The sequence below is a fragment of the Dietzia sp. B19 genome (assembly GCF_014145155.1).
Taxonomy (GTDB): Bacteria; Actinomycetota; Actinomycetes; order Mycobacteriales; family Mycobacteriaceae; genus Dietzia; species Dietzia natronolimnaea.
On sequence record NZ_JAALED010000397.1, the window covers coordinates 1 to 3,954 of the forward strand.

Annotated in this window: 4 protein-coding genes and 1 pseudogene; 1 reads left to right on the forward strand and 4 read right to left on the reverse strand. The window is 71.2% G+C overall.

What is annotated here, in order from left to right; all coding sequences use genetic code 11:
* The 4 genes and pseudogenes from G6020_RS11585 to G6020_RS11600 all read right to left on the reverse strand — a co-directional run.
* A pseudogene (locus G6020_RS11585) lies at positions 1-301 on the reverse strand (hypothetical protein); the annotation flags it as partial.
* 106 nt (positions 302-407) lie between these two features.
* Entirely contained in the window at positions 408-1,688 is a 1,281-nt protein-coding gene (locus G6020_RS11590; protein WP_182610738.1) for a glycosyltransferase 87 family protein, read from the reverse strand.
* Entirely contained in the window at positions 1,685-3,208 is a 1,524-nt protein-coding gene (locus tag G6020_RS11595) for a CCA tRNA nucleotidyltransferase (RefSeq protein ID WP_182610739.1), read from the reverse strand. The genes G6020_RS11590 and G6020_RS11595 overlap by 4 nt, the downstream gene beginning before the upstream one ends.
* Before the next feature lie 70 nt (positions 3,209-3,278).
* Positions 3,279-3,611: an antibiotic biosynthesis monooxygenase gene (locus G6020_RS11600; protein ID WP_179523994.1), complete on the reverse strand. Its 333-nt coding sequence runs from the start codon at positions 3,609-3,611 to the stop codon at positions 3,279-3,281.
* 109 nt (positions 3,612-3,720) lie between these two features.
* Here G6020_RS11600 and G6020_RS16755 point away from each other — a divergent pair.
* A partial coding sequence (locus G6020_RS16755; protein WP_206682228.1) for a hypothetical protein occupies positions 3,721-3,954 on the forward strand: 234 nt, incomplete at its 3' end.

Here is a 3,954-nt window from a genome sequence, read left to right on the forward strand (position 1 = left end):
CCGCGCCGAGCGAGCCCGCCCCCACGGACCCCGCCGCCAGGGCACCGGCCCCACCCGCGAAGACGTTCCACACCCCGCGGCCGCCCGCGTCCGAGTAGACCGCCTGGGCATCAGTACCCACATCGGTCACCACGCGGTCGGCGACCCCGTCGAGGTCCGAGTCCCACAGTGCGTCGTCGGCGTACCCGTCGCCGTCGAAATCCAGCCACAGCGCGTCCGCGGCACCGGTCCCGAGGGCGAGTTCGGGCGCACCCTGCCATTGCGTCGGCTCACCGACGCCGTCTCCGAAGAAGTAGTCCATGCCCGGAATGGTGTCGCGGACGGCCGGGCCGGACCAGTGCCGAGCGGCAATCTGTGGACAACCGATCCGCTCTCCACAGAACCGCCCCTGACCTTGACGGACTCGGTCAGCGGGTGCCGCCGCGCACGAGGAGCGCCGGCGTGTCCGGATCGCCGTACCGGTCGGGGTCGCCGAGCCGGGCGGCCCGGACGCCGACGACGACGAGGAAGGCCACCGCCCAGACGAGGTAGGCGTCACCCACCAGGTGCTGGATCGGCCCCCACGCGAGCTCACGCCCCTCGTCGTGGGGGAACCACCACTGCGGTGTGGTCAGGAAGACCACGATGCCGGACCCGGCCAGGACGAGCCAGCCGCGCTCGTCGTCGTCGTCCCTCCCGGCGGCGCGTGCCGCCCACACCATCGTGAGCACGACGGCCGGCACGGACCACACCCAGTGGTGTCCCCAGGACACCGGCGAGCAGAACAGGGCGACGAACCCCACCGCGACCGCGGCCGCGACCTCGTGGCCGCGACGCAGCAACCGCCACGCCACCCAGGCGATACCGAGTCCCACCAGGGCGGACACCACGAACCACGCCACCGTTGCCGCCGTGTCCTCGAGACCCAGGCGGTGCACGAGCCCGTTGACCGACTGATTGGACGTGAAGGACAACCCGCCGATACGGGCGGGATCCCGGATGGCGAACGACCAGTAGCGGGCCGAATCGTCCGGGGTCAACAGGTGTCCGATGCCGGTGAAGGCCAGGGCGGCGAGGACCGCCGTCCCCAGGCCCCGCCAATCGCGACGCAGCGCGAAGTACAGCAGGAACACCGCGGGGGTGAGCTTGATCGCCATCGCAAGACCGGTGAGGCTCCCACCCCACCAGCGGCCCCGGCCGCGGATGACGTCGACCAACACCAACGCCATGAGGAACACGTTGACCTGACCGAACCCGATCGTCTCCCGCACCGGGCCGAACCACAGCGCCACGGCCATCACGGCGACCGTGATCCACCACAGTTCACGGTGGGGGCGGTCACAGGTGCGCGTGAGGACGAGCTGCACCACGTAGGCGAGCACCGCGATGGTGGCCAGCGTGATGATGACCGACGCCGCCGCCAGCGGGACGAGGGTGAACAGGGAGAAGATCTGGGCTGCCAGCGGGGGGTAGGTGAAGGGCAGGTCGGCGCCCTCCGCCAGCCGGGGGAGCTGTCCGTAGAGCTCGCCTCCGTCGCGGAAGACCTGCCCGCCGACGCGGTACACGTCCAGGTCGATGCGGTACGGGGGGAGCTGCTGGAGGCCCGGGATGCCGACCGTGTGGAGGATCGTGCCGAGCAGCGCCAGGAAGGCCGCCACGGCCCTGCCCGCGGTCGAGGCGAGATAGCGGTCGACCGCGCCGCCGATCACGCCGGGTCGCCGTTCTCCGGGCGGTCGTTCCGCCCGGCCCACCAGCGGAGGAGTTCGGCCTCCGCCTCGTCACGGTCCAGCGGGCCGCGATCCAGGCGAAGCTCCTTGAGGAACGCCCAGGCGCGGCCGACGTCGGGCCCGGGCTTGAGGTCGAGCAGCGTCATGATCTCGTTGCCGTCGAGATCCGGCCGGACCCGGGCCAGGTCCTCCTTCTCCTCGATCTCGGCGATGCGGTGCTCCAGGGAGTCGTAGCTGGCCTGGAGCCTGGCCGCGCGTCGCTTGTTCCTGGTGGTGCAGTCCGCCCGGACCAGCCGATGGAGGCGGGGGAGCAGATCGCCCGCGTCGGAGACGTACCGGCGCACGGCCGAGTCGGACCACTGCCCCTCGCCGTACCCGTGGAAGCGCAGGTGGAGGAACACCAGTCCCGAGACGTCCTCGATCATCTGTTTGGAGTACTTGAGGGCGCGCATCCGCTTGCGCACCATCTTGGCGCCCACCACCTCGTGGTGATGGAAGGTCACACCGCCGCCGGGTTTGGCCGCACGCGTGGCGGGCTTGCCCACGTCGTGCAGCAGCGCCGCCCAGCGCAGCACCAGGTCCGGCCCCTCGGGCTCCAGGTCGATGGCCTGCTTGAGGACGGTGAGCGAATGCCAGTACACGTCCTTGTGCTGCATGTGCTCGTCGCGCTCCAGCTTCATCCCCGGCACCTCGGGGAGCACGCGGTCGGCCAGTCCGGCCTCACACAGCATGTTGATCCCGTCGATCGGGTAGTCGCCGAGGATGGTCTTGTCCAGCTCGGCGCGGACCCGTTCGACGGTGATCCTGTCGATCTCGGCGGTCATCTCCGTCATCGCCCGGAACACCCGCGGCGCGAGGGAGAAGCCCAGCTGGGAGACGAACCGGCAGGCGCGCAGCATGCGCAGCGGATCATCGGAGAACGACTGCTCCGGGGCGGCAGGGGTGTCCAGCACCCCGGCGAGCAGAGCGTCCATCCCGTCGAGCGGGTCGCAGAACTCGTGACGCCCGTCGGGGTGCAGGCGCACCGCCATGGCGTTGACCGTGAAGTCGCGGCGGACCAGGTCGCCCTCGAGGGTGTCGCCGAAGACCACCTCGGGGTTCCGGGTCACCCCGTCGTAGGAGTCCGCGCGGTACGTGGTGATCTCGATCTGCTGCTCGATACCGGAGGCGTCGTGCTTGACCGCCGAGAGGGTGCCGAACTCGATCCCGGTGTCCCACACGGTGTCCGCGTAGGACTCGAGGATGCCGCGGACCGTGTCGGGTCGCGCGTCGGTGGTGAAGTCCAGGTCGGTGCCGAGTCGACCGAGGAGGGCGTCGCGCACACTTCCGCCGACCAGGTAGAGCTCGTGGCCGGCCTCGCCGAACGCGGCCGCGAGAGGGGCCACCACGTCCGCGTGGTCGTTGAGAGTCGTCTGGGCGCCCGCCAGGAGCCGCACCCGCCGCGCCTCGTACTCCGCCGGATCGGGCGGGGTCCCCGGTCCGTCCTGCAGTCCGGAGAACACCGCCGCGTCGTGGCGGTCCGATGAGGCGCGCGGGTCTGGGTGGGGGTTGCGGGCTGTCACAGCGGAGACCTTACCGAGTCGGTCCGGCCACCTTGGACCACAGCGGCTCCACGGCCTCGACCTCCGGGGGGCCGGTCAACAGGTCACCCGACTCCTCCAGGTACGCCAGGTACGCGGGGTTTCCGAGGAACTCCTGTGCCGCGGCGGCGTCGCGGTACTGCTGGAACACCAGCAGGACATCGGGGTCGGCGTGGGACGCGCAGAACACGTACGCCCGGTGCCCGTCGTTCGCCTGCACCGCGTCCGGCATGTGCCGGCGCCACACCTCGACCAGCTCGTCCCGCCGCCCCGGCTTGGCCCGGTGACGGAGGACCAGGGCGTGGCCTGCGGATCCTGAGCTCATGTCGCGGACTCTAGCCGTGGCCCGCCCGCTGACACCTGACCTGACCGTATCCGCGGGCGGCACGCCGACGATTTACGGAACACGCGACATCGGCCGGTAGCATCGATGGGTGTCCGAAGCCGAACGCCCCGTCGAACCGCGCGCTAACCCGCCGCGGCGGCGTCGTGCACGGCGGGCCGCCGGATCCGTGACGCCCACCTCGGATTCCGCTGGTCAGGGCTCCGAGCGCAGCTCCGGCCAGCGCTCCGACGGCCAGCGGACCGCGCAGGGACAGGACAAGCCCCAGCACCACCGGAGCAGCCAGGGCGGCCAGGGCCAGAAGTCCGGCAGATCCGGTCAACCC